Source organism: Rhodopirellula sp. J20-39 (assembly GCF_057365095.1).
In genome coordinates this window covers 5,532,702-5,551,326 of record NZ_CP195123.1, presented here as the reverse complement: position 1 = coordinate 5,551,326, position 18,625 = coordinate 5,532,702, and the positions used below count along the sequence as shown (strand labels likewise).

At 53.0% G+C, this 18,625-nt stretch carries 10 protein-coding genes; 2 read left to right on the top strand and 8 right to left on the bottom strand.

Annotated features, from left to right (window positions below; all coding sequences use genetic code 11):
* Positions 1-18: 18 nt before the first annotated feature.
* The 6 genes from ACR3ZL_RS20065 to ACR3ZL_RS20040 form a co-directional block, all read right to left on the bottom strand.
* Entirely contained in the window at positions 19-1,494 is a 1,476-nt protein-coding gene (locus ACR3ZL_RS20065; protein WP_473651318.1) for an alpha-L-fucosidase, read from the bottom strand.
* A gap of 29 nt (positions 1,495-1,523) precedes the next feature.
* Positions 1,524-3,380, bottom strand: coding sequence for a sulfatase (locus tag ACR3ZL_RS20060; RefSeq protein WP_473651319.1), 1,857 nt, complete (start codon positions 3,378-3,380; stop codon positions 1,524-1,526).
* A 276-nt stretch (positions 3,381-3,656) separates the two neighbouring features.
* Positions 3,657-4,838, bottom strand: coding sequence for an SHD1 domain-containing protein (locus tag ACR3ZL_RS20055; RefSeq protein ID WP_473651320.1), 1,182 nt, complete (start codon positions 4,836-4,838; stop codon positions 3,657-3,659).
* A gap of 182 nt (positions 4,839-5,020) precedes the next feature.
* Complete coding sequence (locus tag ACR3ZL_RS20050) at positions 5,021-6,907, bottom strand: sulfatase (RefSeq protein WP_473651321.1); 1,887 nt, start codon at positions 6,905-6,907, stop codon at positions 5,021-5,023.
* Positions 6,908-7,156: 249 nt separating this feature from the next.
* Positions 7,157-8,410, bottom strand: coding sequence for a DUF1559 family PulG-like putative transporter (locus tag ACR3ZL_RS20045; protein ID WP_473651322.1), 1,254 nt, complete (start codon positions 8,408-8,410; stop codon positions 7,157-7,159).
* Between the two features lie 524 nt (positions 8,411-8,934).
* Positions 8,935-10,620 (bottom strand): ABC1 kinase family protein, encoded by a 1,686-nt coding sequence (locus ACR3ZL_RS20040; protein WP_486172916.1) that lies wholly within the window; start codon positions 10,618-10,620, stop codon positions 8,935-8,937.
* Positions 10,621-11,242: 622 nt separating this feature from the next.
* Between ACR3ZL_RS20040 and ACR3ZL_RS20035 the strand changes: the two genes are divergently transcribed.
* The gene (locus tag ACR3ZL_RS20035) at positions 11,243-12,733 is read left to right on the top strand and encodes a sialate O-acetylesterase (RefSeq protein WP_486172915.1); all 1,491 of its coding nucleotides are present in this window, start codon (positions 11,243-11,245) and stop codon (positions 12,731-12,733) included.
* Between the two features lie 2 nt (positions 12,734-12,735).
* Here ACR3ZL_RS20035 and ACR3ZL_RS20030 read toward each other — a convergent pair whose 3' ends face one another.
* A complete protein-coding gene (locus ACR3ZL_RS20030; protein ID WP_486172914.1) occupies positions 12,736-15,054 on the bottom strand; it encodes a glycosyl hydrolase family 95 catalytic domain-containing protein in 2,319 nt (772 codons plus the stop codon).
* 190 nt (positions 15,055-15,244) lie between these two features.
* Between ACR3ZL_RS20030 and ACR3ZL_RS20025 the strand changes: the two genes are divergently transcribed.
* The gene (locus ACR3ZL_RS20025) at positions 15,245-16,993 is read left to right on the top strand and encodes a sulfatase (protein ID WP_473651329.1); all 1,749 of its coding nucleotides are present in this window, start codon (positions 15,245-15,247) and stop codon (positions 16,991-16,993) included.
* Between the two features lie 77 nt (positions 16,994-17,070).
* Here the strand turns inward: ACR3ZL_RS20025 and ACR3ZL_RS20020 are convergent, their stop codons facing one another.
* Entirely contained in the window at positions 17,071-18,534 is a 1,464-nt protein-coding gene (locus ACR3ZL_RS20020) for a sulfatase-like hydrolase/transferase (protein ID WP_473651330.1), read from the bottom strand.
* Positions 18,535-18,625 lie beyond the last annotated feature (91 nt).

Sequence of the window (18,625 nt, the reverse complement as noted above, 5' to 3'; positions counted from 1 at the left end):
CTTCATTCACTTGATGGTCTATTCACGCAAAACGATTTTCACCATATTCGGCAGTTCGGTTCTCAGCGACTCCGGCAGAGCAATCCGAAGAGATTCGTCGCGATGCTCAAAATCAATCGACTCTCCCGTTCGCAGCAACGTGACCGATGCGGGGCGTTGGACGTCTCGGATGAAGACAACGCCTTGATCGTTGGGCAGTGAATAAAAGATGTTTCCGCGTTTCGTTGTGAAATTCTGCGTCTTGTCCAGCGTGGGGAGTGGTGCATCGAGGTCGACATCCACAACCGCCTCGCGGGAATGCTTCATCCAGCCTGCCATTTCATCGCAGACCTCGTAGTACCAGTCCATCATTTCGCCGTTGCCGCGCGGTGGGATATTCACCAGCAGGTTGCCGCCCAACGACCGACAGCGGATTAATTCCGTCAGCAGCTTAGTGGTATCCCAATGGTTCGTCTCGCACTGCACCCCATAGTGCCAGTTCGGGGTAAAGCTGTTTTCCGATTTAATGCAAAGCTCCCACCACCATCCCGCTTCGTTGGTCACCTTCACGTTTTCGCTTTCTCCATGATGCATGCCTTCCGGCGTAGCGATCAGGCCCCGAGCCACAAAGATATTCGGCTGCAGTTTGGCGAGCTCTTCCGGCGTCATGATGCTGTTGCCATCCCACCACATCATGTCGATCGGGCCATAATTGCTCATCAGTTCCCGGACCTGACCTTCCGACTGTTCCTTTTCAGCCGGACCGCTGCTGGCCATCAGAGGCGTCAGCTTGGCAGACGTGTCGACCTTTTCATGTTGGTAGTTCATCCGGAGGTTCTTGCTCGGCGGATGCATGAACTCTCGGTTCTTGTAATCGTAATGCCAATTCGGGCCGGAATAGTACAACCCGACGCGCAGCCCGTGTTTGCGTGATGCGTCGACGTAGTCTTTGATCAGGTCGCGGCCGTTCATATGGTCGCCGGTATCCCAGGTTCCATGCTCACTCGGCCAAAGGCAGTAACCGTCGTGGTGGTGCGAAGTCAGCACCGCATAGCCGAAGCCCGCTTCGGCCGCCGCGGCCATCCACTTGTCAGGATCATATTTCTCGGGATTCCAGGTCTCCGCCACCGCAAACATATCCTCGGGAAGCATCATCTTGCGTTTTGCGTTGGCCTTTGCCTGCGACCAAACCATGGCCCACGCGTCCCCGTTGTTGGGCGCGACACTCGGAGGCCCCCAGTGCAGGAATAGTCCAAGTCCCGACTTGCGAAACCATTCCCATTCAGGATGCGAGGCCGCATCGATCTCTTTCCCGATCAGCTTGCGGTGCAGGTTCTTTCTGGCCCACGCCTGCACCTCTTTGTGCGTCTTGCCGACCCAGGGACGCTCACCGGTCGATTGTTGCCGCGTCTGCTCTAACGCAAACGGATCTTCCGCCAGTGACTTCTCCTGCGCATGGGCAGTGCACGCAACGGCCAGCAAGCCGATCAAAGCCAAAGTGATCTGTTTTATCATCTTTCTTGGGTTCTACTTGTTGTAAACGACTAGCGAGCTAGTTGAGTCTCGGTGAAGGTCTGGTAGTTGTTTTCATCGATTAGCAGAAAGCAGTAGGCGTCAATTCCTTCCGGAATCTGAGCGATGACCACATCGCCGGAAGCGACGATCGTTGCGGGGATCTTCATGCCCAGGCGGACATCGAATGATTCTTTGTTACGTCTAGCCTTTTTCTGATCGGCATCCGGCTGATCGCGATAAATCACGTACGCGGTCTCGATGCTAGGGCCAGTGTTCTTAAGACGCACGCTTGCCCGACGGGTATCCGCTTTGAACGCTACCTTTTGGATCTCGGCGGACGGTATTGTTTTGTCTTTGAACGCTGGGTTGAGGTACGGACCCTCTACCTTATTTTCGGCGAGGTGGCGTTCGAGGTTTTCTGATAGTCGTTTCAGGACCGGAGCATATTCAGGGTCCGCCACGAGATCCGTTGTTTCTTCTAGGTCGTAACGTTTCCCATCCTTGTAGAGTCGATACAAGCTGTAGTTGCGAGTCTGGTAGTTTTTGTAGAGCTTGAAGTCCCCCTCGCGAATCGCTGCTTTCATTGCGTCAACACCATGCGGGAAGTGCCAAAATAAGTTCTCGCGTGCTGTACCTTCCTCATCGGTGATTTGCTGTGCATCATCCAAAAGGACTGGTGTGATATCACATCCGCTCAGTTCATCTTTTGCTTCCTGTGCAATCTGAGAACGAGTTAGATTCAAGATTGTTGGAAAGACATCGAGTTGGTTCACCAACCCATCGAACTGTTTTCCCTTGGGAACTCCTGGCCCTGTAACAACCATCGGGACGCGAATCCCGCCTTCCTCGTCGTGGGCTTTTCCGTACTTCAGCGGATAGTTGTCCGAGATAACTTCCTTGCCGTGATGTTCCGCGCCGCCATTGTCCGACGTGAAGATGACATAGGTGGTTTCGATCAGCTTCTTGCCAGGGCTGCGTGGATCATCGGTCGTTTCCAGGTAGTCAACGATTCGTCCTAGGCTCCAGTCCACCGTGGTCACCATGGAAGCGAAGTAAGGATTTTGTTGCCCTTCCAATGTCACATCTCCCGGTTTGGGAGGGAAAGGTTGATCCAGTTTGTCGCAATAGTATTCGAGTAACTCGCCATTACGCGTCATCACCGGCCAGTGAACCATCCAGTGCGCCAGATAGAGAAAGAACGGCTTGTCATCGCTCTGCTTCATGAACTGCAAGGCAGTTTCGGTGACGTCATCGAAGGGATACGAAATACCCTCGGGCTTCTTATCGCTGATCGGTGGGTATTTCTTCTGACTCAGCGGATATTTGGGATCATCGGCCGTTGCGAAACCCTTGGTCCGATCGGCTAACTTGCGATGCACGCCTCGTTCTTCGTGACTGAACTCAAATCCGAATAGCGAGGAGCTCAATCCAAGGTGCCACTTGCCTACATGGCCGGTAGCGTAGCCATTGTCTTTCAAAGCCGTCGCCAAGGTAAGCGCGTCCATCGGAAGATGCGCACCAAGATAAGGATCAACGAATTCTTCCGTCGGCCTGCCCTTGGGGATGTTGTCAAACGTGACGTGAGTGTATCTGAGCTTACCCGGATGCTGGCCTGTCATGATTCCGGCCCGTGAAGGTGCACAGGTCGGTGCAGCGGAATATGCTTGCGGGAAATTAATTCCCCGTTTTGCCAGTTCAATCACGTTTGGTGTTTCATAAGGACACGGATCGTCTAGGTCATTGAGCTGGACGTCCTGCCAACCGAGGTCATCTACATAAAAGATAAGGATATTCGGTCGTTCGTCAGCGTCAGCAGAGACTGGAATTGTGATGGCGGCGTAAGCAAATATCAGCAGAGCAGGAAATGTAGATTTAAGAAGATTCATTTGCGTTATTCGATTGTTGGTGAGTGGCTGTTTTTTGGATGAAATAGGCTTCCAGAACATAGGCGGGGGTTACTGATTGAGTCCTATGTCATTTGATTTTTGCGAGATCTGTATGGGGGCTTGGTTCGGCAGGGAAAAGTGGCCGAACACTTCACGGTCGGTAGGAACCAACACGACCGGGGAGCGTGCGACCGCATTTATTGATCCGAAACTGTGGCTAAGGTCGCCGGATCGCGATCGAAAGGTGCAGCGATGTGATACCGCTCGAAACCATCATTATTGCTGCCTGCTTTGCTTAACCGCGTCATTGATCGCTTTGAGTTGTTTGAATTGGAAGGAGGCCAGTGGCGCCTGTTTGCCTTTGGCATCAGCTAGAGCGACGGCCCATGTAATTGCTCCCTTTGCTTCGGTGATTCGTATCGTCCAGTCAATCGCTTGTTGAGTCTCGAATGCCGGTTTACCAGAGTTCCACGTTGCCTGCATGGGCGGAAAGAAATGTCCCAAAGAGCCTTTGATGTAGTTGTTCTTTTCAATGAGTTCGATTGCGACCTCGTTCCCTTCCCATGATGGGCTATGCCGCTTCATCGGGGTGGGATGGCCTGCGGTGAAGTCGGATTCGGGGCATGTCAATAGCTTGGGAGATCCCCCCACGTTAAACGTCAATGCCGCATTTGGATTTCCTGCGAGAGCCGCCGTTTGGAGTGCCTTGATGTCTCCGTACGTTGCGTGATCGAACCACCAGCCGGAAATCTTGGTGCCGTAACGCAATGAGTATTCTTTGACGATGATTTCAGCGACCGCTTGTTCTGGTGTCATCCCTCGCGATTTTGCGTACTGCTTCCAAGTGTCGATCACACCCGGCAACGCCTTTTCGGGATGTTTACCCATCGCCGGGCCTTCGGTTGCGAAATAGACCATGACCTTGAAGTCTTGTTCGATGAGTGCGTCGAGCATCTCGCCAAATAGGTCGCGTTGAGGAACGATATCTGGTGATATCTGTTCAGCTAGAACTGTATGCGGGGATGTGAAATAGGAACCGTTCGCGCCCTGCGTGATATTGATTTGCACCCAGCTTGCAGAGTCTAGAACCTTGATCTGTTCCATCATTTTCTGCACGTCGAATTCAGCGAGTGAATCTGCTTGCCGCATGCCCGGCATGTTGAAGCGGAATCCCCATTGCCCTTCCATCCACGCTGCGCGGCGGCCCGGTTGCTTTGTTTTGCTTCTGGGTAGTTTGGAACGGTCGCGAAGATATTCGTGGTCGGTACTGCTAAGCATTTCTACAGGAACCGATACGGACTTGTTGTTGTCCGTTCTTCGAAGTCGGACGATGCTATTCTCGATACCGACGAATTCCGCTTGAACAGAAAATTTCCCGTCAGCCGATTTCCAGACTCGAGACTCGTCAGCGGAAGAGATCGACGTCGCTGCGAATAGGATCGCCGAGAACACGGGCACTGTCAGTATCCAACTTCTTTGTTTGGTCTTTGCTTTTAACAGAGTCGGCCTTCGATCGAATGTCATGGGGAGTAATGTTGAGATTGTCTATTAAGTGTTCGTGAGGGGAGGACTCGTTGCGTCGTCCACTACGTTTGTTTCGCGAACGGACTCGTGACGTCGTCCACTACGATTGGTCGAACTTAGTGAGTCGCACTCAATGCATCTTTCGAGTATTGGTTTTTTGAGGTGTAGTGCAGTTGGCTGCTTAAGGGCGGGTAGCTGACCAAGAAATTGTTTTCATCGATGATGTTGAAAAAGTAATGAGTCGTTCCTGCCGGAAGTGACGCAGCGATGGTTCCATCTTCAACGACTGCCGGAGCGGGAAACCATTCCTCGTTCGGTTGACCGCCCAGCGTCGTGTACATCAACTCACCACGGACGACTTGGGCTCCGTTCTCTTGGAGCTTGACGCGGACCACGTCTCCGTCTCGCTCCTCCGAAATGACCGATGGAACGGTTTCTTTGTGAGGTAGGTCACCTTGATAGGTGGGGTTGAAGTAGGCGTTGCTGGCATTCATTTCGGTCAGCAGTTCGGTTAGTTGGGTGTTGAGCTGCTTAGCCTTTTCAGGCATGGATGACGCCAGGTTCTTGGATTCTTCGATATCCACACGTTGGACCTTGCCGTCTACCGTTTGGTAAAGCTGGTACAGCTCCAGTTCGCTATCGACCTTTGAGTTGCCGATGTGATCGAAATTTCGAACCAACTTAAAATCATTGGTCCGAATGGTGCTGTACATCGCGACGCCATGTGGGAAATGCCACATCATGGAATCACGGATGTGGCCATTTTGTTGCTTGACGAGGGTTGGGTCGTGAGGAGACTGAGTAAGCAATGGAAGTAAATCGCATCCGTCTAAATGTTGGGAGTCCGGAGTTTCCGTTCCAGTTATCGACAAAATGGTCGGATAGAAATCCAAGCCGTTTGCCATCACATTGGTTTGCGTATCGGCAGGGATATTCGGTCCGGCAATGATCAGAGGCACCCGAGTTCCGCCCTCTTCCAACCGGATCTTGCCGCCATCAAGCGGATAGTTGTCTGTGATTATGTCTCCTTTCAGTTGTTCCATGCCTCCGTTGTCTGAGGTGAAGATGACGTACGTGTTTTCGCGGAGCTTGTGACCGGGCCAACGAGGGTCATCCGTAGAATCGAGGTAGCTCAACAAGTCACCAACGCATTTATCAAACTCCTCGACCATGGCGCAGTAATATGGGTTTTGCTGTCCAGGCAATGCGATCGGGTCAGGGCCGTTCGGGAACGGAACCCCGAGCTTATTGCAATACTTTTCCAGCAGCGCTTTGCTGCGAGTTTGGATAGGTGCGTGTACCAAGCGTGCCGCGCAGAAGAGGAAGAAAGGTTGCTCTCGATGTTGGTCCATGAAGGTCAAAGCATCATTGAAAATTCCGTTTCTGGGATACCCATTCGCGTCGAGTTGCCAGGGATCATTGGCTGCATTTGTTGAAAATCCTTCCACACGGTTGGGAGCCATGTTTCTCGCCACCCCCATACTTTCACGCGACCATTCAAACCCCACATCTTTGGGAAGTGGTTCTGACTTGGGGGTCATGTTTACATGCCATTTGCCGCTATGCCCGGTTGCGTATCCGTTTTCTCGCAACACCTGTGCAACGGTTGGTTTTTCCATTGATAACCGGGCAGTCTGCCAAGGTGGCATGACCCGTGAGCCTGTCAGATGACGAGGTGCCGGAGGTGTGCCCCCACGCACGTTGGTCTTCTGCGCACGAGCTGGATGGATCCCACTCAAGATCGCGCATCTTGATGGTGCGCAAACGGGGGCTGGCGAATATCCTTGCCAGAACATGACACCGTCTTTGGCTAGCCCATCTATGTTGGGCGTTTCGTAGGGGGAGGGTTCGTCGATGTCGTAGCACTTGACGTCTTGCCAGCCCAAATCATCAGCCAGAAGTAGCAAGACATTTGGTTTATCAGGTCGGCGATCTTCAGCGCACGCAACGCCTGCGAATAGGGCGACGACCGTCAGCAGACCGATGTGCTTGTTCGGACTCATTCTTTGCTTTCAAGATTGAAATATTTAACTCTTCTCTGCTTCGCATAGGTTAGGTATCCACTCGAATTACCAGTGTTTTCCATTGCGGTTCCAGCGTGCTGGCCGGCGTGGCCAATTCGTTTCCACGTTTCAGCTGGAATCATTGTGCACAACGGTCGCCAGCAGATACGTCAAGAAGTGTTGCATTCGGAACCGCACGCTCGACGTCCGAAGAGTTCGGTCGATGTGGTGAGCCAGAAACGGCTTAAGCTATAGTTCCTCTTGAATGACTTCCTGGTTTCCACGAGTACCCAGTGCACCCCAAAGTCCGTAGGGGCTCTGCGAACCAGGTGCTCGTAATCCAGCACCTTGGAAGACAACGTTGCCCGCCGAGGCGTTACCGGCTTCGATCGAGTCGGTGATGAACTTGACCGCTCCGTCGCCCATCAAAATGTGACATCCCCCTTGGTGACGGCTACTGGGCGGCATCAAACCGAACTTGTCCTCCGGCGAACCGTTGGTTTGATAAGATCCATTTCGGTGGTACCGAATCGTCGAAGTAGTGCAGGCTTGTGAGTTAGGCGGCGTGATGGTTTGCATCACGGTATTGAGCGGTGAGCCATTAGCCCATTTGTAGCCGCGTCCAATGTTGGCGGTGTCGGTGGTGACCGCAACGCCGGACAGCCAAAATTGAGGACGTGACGGATCTACGAAGCCGGTGCCACGGCAACGAGAAGGATCGCCGCCGATTGTGTCGACATCATTCGAGTCAACCCGAGCAGCAGTACGCACGTCGCGGTCGCCCAGATCCGTGGTGATTTCACCCATCATGACGGTGTTGGCAAGCCCATCGAGAATGTCGCGGAATTTCATCGTTGTGTGCGGCACGAACACGCCGCGTTGGTTTGCCCGCGAACGCTGCACAATTTCGGACTCGGTTTTGTCTAGGTCACCATCTGCAGGACCGTGAGAGCATGAGTAGATGCTGTCTCCCAAACACGCTGCGTAATTGGTCCGACCGTGAGAGGGAAGTCCAACGCCTGGGTCACTTGGGCAACGGAACGTTGGGACATTGGTTCTCCATGGAACGTATTGATCATTGTCACTGAATGGCGTCGGGCCCATCGCTGGCCAAGGATTACTGGCTGACCGTGAGGTCCCGTCGAATTTGGCGAGGCTGGGATTGCTGATTTGTTCCCAAAGGGCTTGGCCTTCGACAAATGGGGTCAACGCCACCAACATGCTGAGCTGTTCCATGTTGCAAACTTCCGTTTGATTCCACCAGTTCCCCGAAGGTTGATCGGTGCCTGCTTTGTGTCGGGGCAACTGTTGGTACGCCGAATGATAGTTGTGGATCCCCAGTCCAATTTGCTTAAAATTGTTGCTGCAGCTCATTCGGCGAGCGGCCTCTCGGGCTGCCTGGACCGCTGGTAATAGCAAGCCAACTAGCACCCCAATGATTGCAATGACAACAAGCAATTCCACTAACGTAAAACCGTTCGGTTTTTTCGAGAAAATACGCATTTGAATACCTTTGAAGCGGGGATAAATATCGGGCAACTTTTCGATTGACGTGCCCTGAGGGCACTTGGCCATCGGAGGTGTGTAGGCCGATCGACCTCTGCCGGCCACGCTCCGCGAACTGCTGCTTGCTGTTGGGGGGGGCGGTTAAGGTTGGTTTCTCGGCCGCAGTATTGGTCATTGGGCCGTTAGTTTACCTGCGACGAGGTTGGGCGATGTCATCTGTACTGATGACATCGACTGAAATATTTCAGAGAGAGGGGCGGAATGTCCGCATGAACAGGCTGATATTCCGCTGTTCTATTGACGGTTATCCCGAGCTAGATAGTGAGTCAGGCGACGTCTCGAATGCCGGTTGACAAGCTGCTGGATCGCTGATTCGCTACCCCTGGGAGGTTGGGTCGGGAGATCCAAAGGGGCAGTTGCCTTCGTAGCCGATCAGCATGGACCGCTGCGGATTCGAGGAATTCAATTGAAGTGGCGTAGTGAACATTCGAGCGAATGTTTAGTGACATGTCGCCGGCAACCTAGTCATCGATTGATGTTCGTGAGGAGTGTCGGATCTGGCTAGATATGCTGTAGCCCATGATGACAGCGACCACGCATCCGACGAGACCGGGGATCGAGAACCCGCCTATCGTTGGTGGAACTTGATTGCTCCATAAGGCCGCCGAGCCGATGAACAACGCGGCGGTCAAAATTCCCAGCACAAGACGATTGACGATGGGTTCGAGTCGTCGGTGTTGTAGGTGGACGTCGAACTTACCCCGTTTAAGATTATGCAGAATATCGGCGGCATCTTTGGGAAGGATGCCGATTAGGTTTTGCCAGTCCTCGGCATTCGACTTTACCTTTTCGTAGAGATGTTTGGGCGAAAAACGCCGCAGCATCGCTTGTTCACCGTAGGGTCGAATCAGCTCGGCCAAATTGAATGTTGGACTGAGTTGGTGAGCGGTGCCTTCAAGCATCACGAGTACTTTCAGTAGCATCGCAACCTTGGTGGGTAGGTAGACTTGGTGTGTTCGGATGATCTCAAGAACGTTGCTCAGACAACCGCTGAGATCGAAATCCAGGAGCGATTGTTGTCCGTAGTCGTCAATCAGGTCCTCGATCGCTGAGGTCATGGCGGGTTCGTCAAAATCGGATGGAACCTCGCCGACTCGCGCAACGATCTCTGCAATCTTTGGTGCATCTTGGCCTACTGCCGCAATCAGCGCCGATTCAAGATCCTCCCTAAGGCCATCGTCGATTCGGCCTACCATGCCACAATCCAGAATGCCAAGTGTTGGACATTGAAGAGTGGTTGCTGTCGTTTGGTCATCAGCCAAAACCATCAAATTGCCCGGATGTGGATCGGCATGGTAGAAGCCGTCGCGGAAGATCATTTCAATGAAGAGATTGGCTCCCCGACGGGCGAGTTCATCTAAGGCGAGTCCAGCTGTTTTCAACTCAGTGGTGTCCGAGACACTGACGCCGTCGAACCGTTCCATGGTCAGCACTCGACGCGAGCTTAGCTCGGCAAAAGGCTCGGCGAATCGGATGCCTTCAACGCCATCGAAGTTGCGTCGAAATCGCTGCATGTTCTTCAGTTCGCGTCCGAAGTCCAGTTCGCTGGTAAGTGACTTACGGAATTCACGCATGGTTTTTAAAGGGCGATATTGCTGCAGTCGTCCAGACTGCTGTTCCGCGATCTCGCAAAGCTTTTCCATGATCTCCAGGTCATTCACCATCCGGCGTTCGATGCCTGCATGTTGAACCTTGACGACAACCGCTTTCCCCTCAAGCGTTGTGGCGTGGTGAACTTGTCCAATCGAAGCCGAAGCAAACGCAATCGGATCAAAGTCGGCGAACCGTTCACTAAGCTTCCCGCCAAGTTCCGATTCGACCATTGCGATGACGGTCTGTGCATCATCGGCAGGAGTGTTCGCTCTTAGTAGCGCCAGTTCTTCAGCGAGTGGTTCACCAACCAGGTCGGGACGCGTGCTGAGTACCTGACCAAGTTTGATGAATGTCGTTCCCAATTCAGTCATCGCAACACGAATGCGAGCGTGGGTCGACAATCCGTCAACGCTTGGCGAGCCGCGAAAACGTTCGAGCCAGGGAACCGGGACATTGGCCAGCCAATCGGCTAGTCCGTGTTTCCCCAGGACTGCCACCACTTCGCGAAAACGATCTGCGTTGCGAACAAGTTGCGGGACGTCAGTCAGTTCCATGGTGCTTCCAGTTTGATTCGTTAGGGCAAAGCATTCGCTAAAGTCTGGTAGCAAATTAATCGGCGTTGCGAGTGTGTGACTATTCGCGGTGAGAGCTTTTCGGATGTCTGTCGGTCTCTCAATTGCGAAGGATACAAGTCGCTGAATAAGCAGACAGACAGTGACTTGTCATTGGACCACAACGGCACGTGGATCGGTGCGTCTACCGAAACGTTGGTAAGAATTGTCGTTTGTTATTGGATTCGGCGATCTCGAGACAGTGGTGCTAGGAGGTTGATCGGGGATCACGGGAAACGGGAAAGGTGATCGCGACGAAACGACGCATGTGAGGAAGCGGGGGCAGGTCCGTGACAAACGCCGTCAGCACATTGGGGTGTCTTGCAAATACTGTTTAGCTATTAGTTTTGGTGGCGTAATGAACCTTATCTGACGTTGGTGTATGGATGTCGGACTGTCGTGAATTGAAGGTGCTTAAAACGGTAGTCATAGCCGCTTGTTTGGCTTCGAAAGTTTCCAATCGGGGAATCTTGCTCAGGGGTTTTGTTACGAGTAGCCTTGTCAGCGACTACATGCTGAGACAGGAGTTTGAGTCAAGGATGACAGCCACTTTAAGGAATTGAATATGCGTCTGACCGTTCTAGTAGCCCATGCAATTGTATTGTTTGCATCGTGCTGGGGATCAATGTTCTCGTGTGCGACTGCGGGTGATAAGCAGCCACTTCAAGTTGCAGGTATCTTTGGTGACCAAATGGTCTTGCAGCAGAAATGCAAGAATGCAATTTGGGGTACCGCTCAACCGAATGAAACCGTTGTAGTCAGTTCATCATGGTCTGATCAAACCGGTACCGCAGTAGCGGACAAGGATGGACGTTGGAAGACTTCCATCGACACACCGCAAGCGGGAGGTCCTTTTGAAGTCGCGATTGAGACCGCCAGCGAAGAGGTCCGAATTCGTGATGTATTCATCGGCGAGGTTTGGATCTGTTCCGGTCAATCAAACATGCAGTGGAAGATGCGTGGATTCGGTTTGGAGCATTTCAAGGAAGATGTCGAGAAGGCTAACTACCCTCGCATCCGCTATTGCGAAGTGCCATCCGTCGTTGCCTTGGAAGGGCAAGACGACGTCCGTACAAAGTGGACGCCGTGCAATCCTCAATCGGTGCTAAGTTTAAGTGCAGTTGGCTATTTCTTTGGGGCACGCTTGCACCAAGAGTTGGACGTGCCAATCGGATTGGTTTCGACTAATTGGGGCGGTTCGTCAGCCGAAGCATGGGTTAGCCCGGAAGTGCTTCGCAAAGATTTTCCGGAGTTCGATGAAGTACTCGACGCATACCCGCAACATGCAAAACAAACCGGCGTGCTTTATCCCCGGGGTAAAAAGGGGCCAAAGGGCATCCGGCAAACCAGTCCTGCCGTTTTGTATAACAGCATGATTCGACCGTTGATCCCGTATTCGTTTCGCGGCGTGGTTTGGTACCAGGGCGAATCGAATGTGGAGCGTCCCGAACAATATCGAACGCTCTTTCCGGCGCTAATTCGTGATTGGCGTAGTCGTTGGGGGAAAGGCGATTTTCCGTTTTACTACGTTCAAATCGCTCCATTCGCTTATAAAACGAATCCGGTCAGTGCGGCTTACTTGCGTGAAGCCCAGTTGATGGCACTATCGGAGCCGAATACTGGAATGGCGGTCACGATGGACGTGGGGGATTTCACAAACATTCACCCGAAGGAAAAGAAGCCCGTCGGTGAGCGGTTGGCTCGGCTTGCCTTGGCTCGTGACTATGGTCGCACGGACCTAGTGGATTCAGGCCCCGTCTACCAAGGCCACGCGATCGAGAACGGCACAATTCGACTCACGTTCACGCACACCGCTGGCGGTTTAACCGCAAACGATGACAAGCCGCTGACTCACTTTACGATTGCAGGTGAAGATCAAAAGTTCGTGGACGCTCATGCGGTAATCGATGGAGATACGATTGTGGTTCGCAGTGACAGCGTTACTGAACCGGTCGCAGTTCGGTTCGCTTGGGGCAGTGGAGATATTCCGAATCTTGCCAACGACGCTGGATTGCCAGCATCGTCGTTTCGCACGGACGATTGGCCTATTCGCTGAACCTACTGCGCCTGCGAAGGTCCGCCAAAGGGATTGTGATTGGTCTGTTCTGGAATCGCTTCGAGTCGCGGCTTCGGTTGCGATTGTCCGTTGTTCCAGAACATGACTTTTCCACCTTGAGGTAAGGTCACATTGAAAACGCCATTATCCAATTGTTGGATTTGGGCATCGTCCGATGCAGACCATTGGGCGTCAGCGATTTGCGGTTGGACCTCGATCGTGCCACCGTTTTCGGCGGTTACCTCTACCCACACCGTTGAGCCCGATGCACGTTTCGCGCTCACGAGGAACGCACCCTCGCCGCGAAAACCATCGAACTGCACGTCGCTCCATTTTTGGGGCACGGCTGGGAAAACTCGTAGCCTTCCGCCCCAACTTTGCAGCATCATTTCCTGCATCGCGGTCGCACCATGCAGTGGTGTTTCGATTACCGGCAATCCGCCCGCTTCGGAATAGAGCGTGTTGGAGTGCAGGAAGGACTTGAGGTTGTTGAGGAACTCATAGGCTCGATCGCCATCACCAAGCAGGGCGGCCATGCAGGCACCGCCGGTCACGGAATAGCCTGCCATTCGTTTGCCGTAACTGTGCCAGTTGTTTAGGCTAAGCTCAATGAGGTCTCGATCTTCCTGTGTCTCGGGTGTCAACGTACGCAGCGGATAGATCGCAAGTAAATGCGACCAGTGCCGATGGCTGCCGGTCAAAGCAACGTTACGGCCGATCATTCGACCGGTTTCATTGACATGTGTCGGAACCAAATGGTCCTGCAGGTCTTGCCAATCCCCGATCAACGGTTCGTCCGTTTCCGCAATACCTTGTACTGCTGCTAGCTCCAGTAACCTGCCCGATCCCCAACGCAATAGATCCAGGTCATAGGTGCAGTCTTCGGCAATCCGATATTCGGGACTGTAGGTTCTTGGTAGATGCCAGAATCCGTCGGATTCTTTGACTAAAAAGTGTCGGTAGTAATTGACCGCTCGAACCAACAAGGGGTAGAGAACGCGGTCACGCAGATCATCATCTTGCCAGTAGCGACATTCAAGGTCGACGTTATGGAGAGCCCATAGAAGGTCGCCGCACTCACGACTAATCTGGGGGTCTTTGGGGACACGTCCGGTACCTGGTTCGCCGGCATGTCCGGCCAGGTCCCAGTTCGATGTACTGCGCGAGATGGCATAGGAATCATGGCGATACTTTTCCGCTACATTCATAGCGAGCTGTTCGCGGCACTCGTCCAATCGACGACCTAGTGCCGAGCCCATGCCGCGGCGATTGGCTGTTGCAAAACCGCTGTGGGATAGTTGAACGTTCAGGTTCCACCAAAGGGCATTCCAGGCGGTCGGTTGCAGCCATGGGCCCTGGTTATCGATGATCCATTTGTCTGCACGTGTTGCGCTAGCCAGTTTGTACTGCTGGATCCAATAGAATGCGTCCCAGTACGGGTCTCCGGTGGATAGAAAGCTGCTTCGGTAGTACTGATGCCACCACTGACGGTGTTGGTTGATCCACTCGGCTTGATCCGCTGATGCCGCTTTGCGAACAGCAGCGACTGCACGTGCTTCCGCGTCGGTTCCAGGAAACGAATGCATAACGCTTAACCAAAGTCGAGTTTGATCCCCGGACTTTGATTCGTACCATGCAACGGCCGTTTGGCCACCGGCATACAAATTATGAACGGCGGTTTGAATTCCGTCGTCGAGAGCGGATACGACCGCCGGAGGGTTTGCTGGAGTGCGTAGCGACTTTGATCGTACTGCCCGTGGGTTTCGAGCTTCCTCGGGGACATAGACAAATTTGGATGGTGCTAGATCGCCTATTGCCGACAGTTCGAAACGCATGACGGGATCGTTGGCATGGACGATCGTTGACCATTGAGCCTGTCCGGCTGCGGTTTGAAAGGCGCCATTGGCCTCTGCGTTCCAAAGCGATAATCGAGACGATCCGCCTTCCAACTTTTTAGGGAACTCGACACGCAAGTGGCCGATAAAAAGACGCCCACGGTTGAGGACCTCAACGTTCTTTTCGTTTAAGTCATCTTCGCTGGGGGGGCGGTGATCATGTGCAGCCGAATTGCCGACGGTCCAAACTATCGCTTGGTCGTCGCCGCGATACATCATGGTTCCCTGTTCTCCATTGCCAAGAAATGGAGCTTCCATCCAACTCGTGGGAAGTTGATCCCAAACCAAGTCATGTTTGGCGAGTTCGCGATCCCAAGGAATCGCGTTCTCGGCAGCTTTGGCGGGTGGAATCACTTGAGCAGCTAGTGCGCAGAAAAACACATATGCGAATAGCTGCGCACAGCGATGATATTTTCGATTCGTCATGTTGTGTTTACTGCCGTAAGAGGGGAGAGAACGCTGACTTCATGGTGTACCATTTCAAGCGATGTGACCGAAATGGTGAGCTCCCGTTCTAGTCCGTCACGGTACGGTTTTCTAGGCGGGTAAACACTTCTCGCGAAGACCTTTTGTAGGTTGGTTACCTTGGTTCACGCACACGGCAGTACATGGTGCTATGCAACGATTGTATGTTTTGAAGAGCGTTTGGTTCGTTGTAGCGGTGCTATTGCAAGTGCACGTTATTGCTGGGGAGCGTCCGAATGTCCTGTTCATTGCCGTTGACGATTTGCGTCCTTCGATCGGTTGCTATGGCGACTCGCACGCGATCACTCCCAATCTGGATCGCTTAGCGAGGACCGGCGTTCAATTCAATCGTGCATATTGTCAGGTTGCCGTTTGTAACCCCTCGCGAGCAAGCTTGATGACAGGCTTGCGACCAGACAAGCTTGGCGTCTGGACGTTACCTATCCACTTTCGCGAAGCCATGCCCGAGGCGATTACATTGCCTCAGTGGTTTCGCAAGTTTGGTTATACCGCGGTAAGTCACGGTAAGATCTATCACAACCCAACTCCCGACCCGCAATCGTGGAGCGAACCGATTCGCAAATCGCCTTCGTTACCATACTTCTATCCGGAGGGCACTCGGGTTCGGATCAAAGCAGCACAAGACGCGTTGCCCGATAACGATTGGAGGAAAAATAATCTGCGGGGTCCAAGTACAGCGTCGCCAGATCTACCTGACGAACAGGTTCTTGACGGTGCCCGAACTAGCATGGCGATCGAGGACCTGCGGAGGCTCGGGAAACAAGACGAACCGTTCTTTCTTGCGATGGGATATATTCGTCCGCATTTAGCATGGGTCGCACCGAAGAAGTATTGGGACATGCACGATCCCGCTAAGCTTCCGGTTGTTATCAACCAACGAATCACTCCTAATACGCCAGCGTACGCGTTGCACAACAACAGCGAACTAACGCATTACGTTGACCTCGTTGATCTGCCTCGTCCGTGGGACGATCGAACGGTGTCCGCCGACCAGACACGTCATCTCACGCATGCCTACTATGCCTGCGTTAGCTACGTCGACGCACAGATTGGACGACTGCTGGATGCTCTCCAAGAGGAAGGGCTGGCCGACGATACCATCGTCGTGCTCTGGAGTGATCATGGTTGGAAGCTTGGTGAGTACCGAGGCTGGGGCAAGATGACCAACTATGAAATTGACGCACGCGTGCCGCTGTTCATCTCAGGTCCGGGAGTCGATGAGGCGGGGAAAGCCAGCAACCAACTTGTCGAACTGCTCGATTTGTATCCGACGCTATGCGATTTGGCTGGAATTGACATTCCCAATTTTGTGGATGGGAAAAGCCTGACGCCGATCTTGAAGGACGTTGACTCGCCAGTTCATGATGCCGCCGTTAACCAATACTATCGCCGGATGAATGGTAACGAATATATGGGCTATTCGATCCGTACGGACCATTACCGTTTGATGGAGTGGCGTGACTTCTCCAGTGGTGAGGTGACGGCGCGGGAGTTGTATGACCACCGGGCCGAGCATTCGGAGAGCGAGAACATCATCGACGCCGTTGATGCTGGGCTGGTCGATGAACTGACTGAATTACTGCTCCAGACGCATCCTCGAACGGGCCTCGTGATGACGCCAGCGATTCACTCTTCTTCGGGAGAAGATCGCAAGGCGACGGACATCTCATTTGAGAATGCGACTGAAGGTCTTATGCACGTGTACCCGATTACTGCCGCCGGGCGACGTGGGAAGTCACTTCGTCTGCAAGCCGGTGAACGAGTCACGATCCAATCGAAGGTTGGTAACGTTTACGTTATGGAAAGTCATGACGGAACAGTCCACGAGATCCATACCGCATCTCCAGACGCCGCCGCGGAGCGATCTGCGGCCAACTGATTCCAGAGCCACCACGCATGCTCGATAAGGTGGTCTTTCATTCCAGTTGATCATCTTTAGACGCTGGCTCAAGCGTATCATTTTGCGTCGTCTCGATAGTGTTGGCTGCCTTTAAGCCATTCATAGTCAGCGTACTGGTATGCATTCTTAGGCGGGGTTTCCCATAGATCGGGTGCATTTTCTTTGTTCCATTCATGCCAACGCGCGAGCATGCTTTGCACTCGCTCGGGGTGAGCGGACCTAATGTTGGTTGTTTCACGGAGGTCGTTTTTCAGGTTGTAGAGCTCCGTTTGTCCTTTTGCTTTGATGACGAGCTTGAAGTTTCCTTCTCGGATCACACCTTCCGGCTTTTGACCCTTCGCCGTATGCCAGAAGAGCACGTCGTGCGGTGGGGTGGTCGACTGCTGAGTCAGGTACGATCGAATATCTTTTCCGTGCAAGCCAGACCCCTCCGGATTGCCGCCTGCCATCGCAACTGCAGTCGCGCCAATATCTAGTGAGGTGACCATATGTTTGCTGACGGTCCCTTCCGGAATCTTCCCCGGCCATTTCACCATCATCGGCACGCGAAGACCGCCTTCGTATGAAACACCTTCGGCACCTCTCAGTGGACGATTATCGCTTGTCCGCTTCATTCCTCCGTTATCACTCAAGAACCAAACTACCGTGTTCTCTGTCAGCCCGAGTTCATTGACCTTGTCTAGTAACTGACCAACGCCCAGGTCCAGTTCATAGACCATCGCGCCGTAGACGGAACGGTCTTCCGGTTTCACTCCGGGGACCTTGGTCATTTGATCTGCTGGAAACTTTGCGATCGTTTCTTCCGGTGCTTCAAGATCCAAATGCGGAGCGTTGTAAGACATAAATAGGAAGAACGGTTTCTGGCTGTTTTTCTCTAAGAAGTTGAGTCCCGCATCGGTCAGTTCGCGGGTCAGATACTGATCCCATTTCACAGGTTCGTTGTTGTGAATCACTGGCATTGTGTGGTGAATATCTCGCCACTTCGCCGGGCGTTTTAACGGATCGTACTTTCCGTTGTAGGAGGGATGATCCAGCGGAAAATACATCAGCCCACCGCTAAGAAAACCAAACCAGTCATCAAAGCCCATCGTATTGGGATGCTGATCATTGGCTGTGCCCGTGTGCCACTTGCCGACGCCCCCGGTTACGTAGCCTTGCTTCTGAAGCAAGCTCGCGATCGTTTCCAGCTTCGGCAGCCCTTGGAGGGGATCAAGCGGCGTCGTTGGGTTCTTGTAATATCCGAAGCTGGCCTGATTCTTTCCGGTTAAGAACCCTGCGCGAGAAGGGCCGCACATGGGCCACGTTACGTACCCGGATGTGAAGCGAATGCCCTCCTTCGCTAGCTGATCAATGTGAGGGGTTGGGATGTCTTTGCATCCGTAGCATCCTAAATCGTTGTAGCCCAAGTCATCGGCCATGATGACGATCACGTTTGGCCGGTCGGATTTGCTATCTGCCAACGCTTCTGCGACACAGCAAACCGTGACAAGCAAGAACACTACTCGATATCGATCAGCCATATTTTTTCGCTTTCGAATTCTTTTCGCCGCTATCTTATGCACTCTGCATCAGAGGCGTTTTTACGGTTGATATAGCGACTGCATGGCTTGG